The following is a 4,921-nucleotide window of genomic DNA, read 5'->3' as shown; positions in this document are numbered from 1 at the left end:
CGGCACTCAATGCGCTTGCCCGCCGCTCCGCGGTGTGGGTCACACTTGACTTGGCCGTCCATCGACGGTTGCCCGAGTCCGCCGAAGTGGCCGCCTATTACGTCGTCGCCGAAGCGCTCACCAACGTCGCCAAGCACGCACGAGCGTGCCAGGTTGACGTGCGCGTCGATGCTGACGACGCCAATCTCCATCTCTCCATTGACGATGACGGAATCGGGGGGGCCGAGGTAGGCAAAGGCTCTGGCCTCACCGGCCTGATGGACCGTGTCGAAGCGCTCGGCGGCACGATGAAGATCTCGAGTCACCCAGGAAACGGGACAGCACTGCGCGTCAGCATCCCATTGAAAGTCGGATGACAGACGAGCGCTACGAGGCCCGATCGGCGCTCTGGCCTTCAGTGTGTGCCAGAAACTGTGTTGGGGTTTGGATCACAATGTCGGCCTTGACTATTGGGATTCGATCGAAGAACCGCCGTTTCGGCATCATTCGGCGATTTTGACTGCCCAAGCCAGCGTTTCCGCTGGTCCAGGGCTCTCCCCGGCGGCTCGCCTGACGGCTATATGGGTGACCAAGATGAGGGCGATCACTAGCAGCGCGGCTGCGACAGGGCCATCGCCGTAGGCAAGGATTCCGGCCTTGGCGGGCTTGCTCACCATCAAGACGACGATGCGGGCGCTGCCCGAACAATTCCGCATCGCGGGTGTACTACGCCGATGTCGCGGGTTTCACGTGCAAGGAGATCGCCGAGATCATGGACACGCCCGTTGGAACCGTCACATCCAGGCTCAACCGGGGCCGAGGACGACTGCGCAAGCTCCTGGCCGACACCACGAGAGAACGAGGCTATGACCTTGAGCTACGAAAGCGATCGCGCGGCACGTTCGTGGAGTTCAACGATCCCGACCTCGGTCCGATCAACGTGCAAGCACCCGTGGCACTGCTCAGCGAAAGCCCTGGGCGAATAGACCATCTCGGACGGGCACTGGGCACCGACAACGACGCCGTATACGGCGAACTCCTCGATCTGCCCCCCGAGCACATCGCGGCCCTGCGCGAGAACGGAACGATTTGACGTGACCGCCCCCCATCCCGGCTCCGCCGCTCGGAACTGGCGACGCAAGGGTCTGCACTACTGCCTGGGCGCCAACCTGGCCCGGCTGGAAGGTCGGGTCGCGCTCGACGAGCTCCTGACGCGCTTCCCCGAGTGGGGCCTCGACTACGCCAGCATGCAGCCAGCGCCGACGTCCACCGTGCGAGGTTGGGAGCGGTTGCGGATCGTGCTGTCATGACGTGAAGGCAGTTGATTCGGCGGGCAGCATAGCGACGACTCGAAGCCCCTCATTCACCGACGTCGATCAGAACCTTTCCTGTCGCACCGCTTTCCACCGCGTCGTGCGCCGCCGCGGTGTCATCGAGGGAAAAGCGATGCAACGGCAACCCCGCGGCGTCACCGACTGCGAGCGCTCCCGCCCCAGCTGCCGCCGTCACGTCTTCCCGGGCGTTGCTCAGTGCCCGCTCACCCACCGAGTACAACAGGATGAACTGGTAGCGCGCATTGAGCACCATGTTGGGCCGCACGTCGAGCTCGAGGCGGTCGCCACCGTTGTTCGCATAGATCGCAATCGACGCGCGCGGGGACACGACAACCGCGTTGAGCGCTGCGTTCTGACCCGGTGCCACCTCCACCACGAACCTACGGCGTCCACCACGCCTGCGCCGTCCTGGTTGGGCACGATCTCTGGAAACTCGAGCTCTTGGCTGAGACCGGAGCCGCGGCGGTGCTTCCAGTCCGTCGGGTTCACCCCGGAGATCACGATGCGCACCCGCACCTCCCCCGAGCACGGCTCGGGCAGGTCACGCTCCCGCAGTCGCAGTACGGAGCTGTCACCGGTTCGCGCATAGGTAATTGCCTTCACCCAGCGACTAACGCGGGTTGGCGGCTCCCGTGTTCCCCGGTAGTAGTCGATCAGGCGGTGTCGCGACGGGATCTGAGGCCAAAGCGACTAGGGCGTCGTGGGTTTCGTGCAGGAGTTCGAAGAAATGGGCTGCCGTCTTGGTCGAGCCAACGGCCTCAGACCCACGCTGAAGACATTCACGGCAGTCTGGGCGGCCAGGGTTGAGGTGAGTTCGCCGGTCCCGCGTTCGAGAAACCCAAGGCGGATCGCCTCAGACAAACGGATTGCTTGCGCAGTTCATGTTCGCGAGCCTCTCGTCGGTCTCCACGACGCCTCGACGCGTCCTCAGATACTCGCGCTCGCCCTCGAACTTGGTGGCGACGGTGTCAAGCCCGTGGGCGAGCAGCGGTGATCTGGGGGACGGGCCATCACTGCTGGTCCATCGACGACGGTGGCGTCGCGCTGCGATGTGCCGTGCCGTGCCGACGCCGATGGTGCACCGCTATCCTCACTCTTCGACTACAGGAACGGCATTCATGAGAACCACTCCGTTATCGGTTACTCGGATCAAGAGATCTCCGAGGAGAGTGACCAGCTGGTCGATGAGGTCATCGGCCACGGCGACCCGGACGCGACCGCGGCCAAGGTCGCGACCATTTGGCCGCCGGCGCTGATCATGTTGAGCTCGTGCTGCCCCAGCGGCGAGTTCGCACTCGGCGTCAGTCAATTCGAAGATCTGGCCCCGCCGCTGGCCGCCAGATCACGGGCACCACCCAGTCGGGCGGGACGCTCACGTCGTGACCGATTGTGCCGTCGCCTCCGCCTCGGGAGCATCGTCCTCAGCGGTCAACGGTTTGGCGATCGCCTCAAGAGACTGGCCCTCGGCCTTGACTCCAAGGAATGCCTCGGCGATCCCACCTACGATCATCAGCGCAGCGCCCAGAAAATACCCTGTGGCGATACCGGTGATATCGCCACTGCCCGAGGCATTTTCGATCAATCTGCCGAACAACAGCGGGCCGGTGATACCCCCGGCAGCAGTACCGATCGCGTAGAAGAATGCGATGCACAGTGCGCGAGTCTCCATTGGGAAGACTTCGCTGGCTGTCAGGTAGGCCGCGCTCGCGCCGGCCGAGGCGAAGAAGAACACGATCGCACCGCACGCGGTGAGTGTCACCGCGGTCAACGAACCGAGGAAGAAGCCGACAACCCCGAGAAGCACGCCTGACACGATGTAAGTGCCAGCGATCATTCGGACACGTCCAATGGAGTCGAACAGCGGGCTGAGCGCCAGCGCGCCGATGAAGTTACTTGCCGCGAAGATTGCGACGTAATACCCGGTTTCGTCGACGTCGAAGAACGTCGACAGCGTGTCGCCGTAGGTGAAGAAGAACGCGTTGTAGAGGAACGCCTGACCGACGAACAGGGCGAAGCACAGCAGGGTCCGCCGCGGGTACATGGTGAACACGGTCTTGGCGATCAGGCCGATTCCGATTGACTTGCGCTGCCGGATGGTGATCCGTTCCGACACGGCGGGCAGCTTCTGGCCGGTCTCCTCGGTGATCGTCTCCTCGATCTGTCGGACGATCCGCTCGCCCTCATCCTCGCGGCCGTGGATGAACAGCCAACGCGGACTTTCGGGGACGTAGCGGCGCACCAGCAGGACACCGACGCCCAAGATCGCTCCCAGCCCGAACGCCAGACGCCAGCCCAGGGCTTGGTCCACGACGGTCGGATCCAGCAGGGGGATCGTCAGCAGTGCACCGCCGGCCGCGCCGACCCAGAACGAGCCGTTGATCGCGACGTCGACTCGACCGCGGTAGTCGGCCGGGATGAGCTCGTCGATCGCCGAATTGATCGCGGCGTATTCTCCCCCGATTCCCGCGCCGGTGAGAAACCTGGCGGCGAAGTACCACAGCGGGTTCATCGAGAACGCCGTCAGCACGGTCGCCACGATGTACACACCCAATGTCAGCATGAACAGCTTCTTGCGACCGAAGCGGTCAGTCAGTTGACCGAAGAACAACGCGCCGAGGCACGCACCAGCGACGTAGACCGCACCGGCCAGTCCTACCTGCGAGCTGCTCAGCCCCAGACCGGTGTCCTCGGACTTGAGCGCATCGGACATGGACCCGACGATGGTTACTTCGAGGCCATCGAGGATCCAAACGGTTCCCAGCCCAATCACGATCAGCCAGTGCCAGCGGGCCCAAGGAAGCCGATCCATCCTCGCCGGGATGTCGGTCTCGATCCGGCCGAGTTCCACTCCTGATGCCATGCCGCACCCCTTCGTGCACCTGCGCCCTAACGCCCAGAAGGTGATGCCCTGGACGTCGAATGTCCAAACTCGTCGACCATCCAGCTCGACACGGTGATGGACCAAGTCCTGGACCATCACCGGTTCCTCGACCGGGTTCGGACGCGAGCCGTCACCTTGGGATTCGGAGAGTGCGCCATGACGAGCTGATCCGCACCGCGCCGGCGAGCGCGACTGCTCAGCTCGCACCGACACGATGCGCCGCCAAAACAGATGACTAAGGTCGAAAACCGACGCCGAGGTCACCGAGACCCCGCAGTCAGGAGTGCAGCATGCGATTCGTTGCGGTGGCCGTCGCCACCACTGCGCTGGCCCTCGGCTGGCTGCACCCGTCCGGTCCGCCGGCTCCGCTGATCAGGCTGGCAGACCATACCGTCGCCATGGACCCTCCGGCCGACCCTGGCGACGGTTCCCTGGCCGGCCCGGACACGTTGACACCGTTCGACGTGCAGAATCCCGCGATCGGCCGCCTCGACCCGGGGTTGTTGAGTGCGGTCCAGAACGCTGCCACCGCCGCCGCCGCGGCCGGTGTCACCATGACCATCACCTCCGGCTGGCGCTCGCCGGAGTTCCAGCAGCGCCTTCTCGACGACGCAGTGCACACCTACGGCAGCTTTGCCGCGGCGCGTCAGTACGTCGAAACGCCACAGATGTCCAAGCACGTCATTGGCGAGGCCGTCGACGTCGGTGGAGCGGGCGCCGACCAGTG

4 protein-coding genes and 3 pseudogenes are annotated in these 4,921 nt (G+C 64.5%); 4 read left to right on the top strand and 3 right to left on the bottom strand.

The genetic code is table 11. The annotated features are described in order from the left end of the window. From QOI01_RS00165 to QOI01_RS00155, 3 genes and pseudogenes are all read left to right on the top strand, one after another. The coding region (locus QOI01_RS00165) for a sensor histidine kinase (protein ID WP_526377448.1) at nucleotides 1-356 on the top strand (356 nt) is incomplete at its 5' end. Nucleotides 357-663: 307 nt separating this feature from the next. Continuing rightward, nucleotides 664-847 (top strand): annotated as a pseudogene (locus tag QOI01_RS00160) (RNA polymerase sigma factor); the annotation flags it as partial. Nucleotides 848-1,118: 271 nt separating this feature from the next. Continuing rightward, a pseudogene (locus tag QOI01_RS00155) lies at nucleotides 1,119-1,289 on the top strand (cytochrome P450); the annotation flags it as partial. A 49-nt stretch (nucleotides 1,290-1,338) separates the two neighbouring features. Here the strand turns inward: QOI01_RS00155 and QOI01_RS00150 are convergent. The 3 genes and pseudogenes from QOI01_RS00150 to QOI01_RS00140 form a co-directional block, all read right to left on the bottom strand. Beyond that, nucleotides 1,339-1,686, bottom strand: a complete 348-nt coding sequence (locus QOI01_RS00150) for a hypothetical protein (protein ID WP_526377450.1) — start codon at nucleotides 1,684-1,686, stop codon at nucleotides 1,339-1,341. 59 nt (nucleotides 1,687-1,745) lie between these two features. Then, nucleotides 1,746-1,802: pseudogene (locus QOI01_RS00145) on the bottom strand (hypothetical protein); the annotation flags it as partial. Nucleotides 1,803-2,685: 883 nt separating this feature from the next. Next, the gene (locus QOI01_RS00140; RefSeq protein ID WP_526377446.1) at nucleotides 2,686-4,173 is read right to left on the bottom strand and encodes an MFS transporter; all 1,488 of its coding nucleotides are present in this window, start codon (nucleotides 4,171-4,173) and stop codon (nucleotides 2,686-2,688) included. 311 nt (nucleotides 4,174-4,484) lie between these two features. Between QOI01_RS00140 and QOI01_RS00135 the strand changes: the two genes are divergently transcribed. After that, nucleotides 4,485-4,921, top strand: a 437-nt coding sequence (locus QOI01_RS00135; RefSeq protein WP_526377444.1) for a D-alanyl-D-alanine carboxypeptidase family protein, incomplete at its 3' end; no start/stop codon positions are given.

Source organism: Mycobacterium sp. (genome assembly GCF_032162605.1).
Classification (GTDB): Bacteria; Actinomycetota; Actinomycetes; order Mycobacteriales; family Mycobacteriaceae; genus Mycobacterium.
This window is presented reverse-complemented; position numbering and strand designations above follow the sequence as displayed.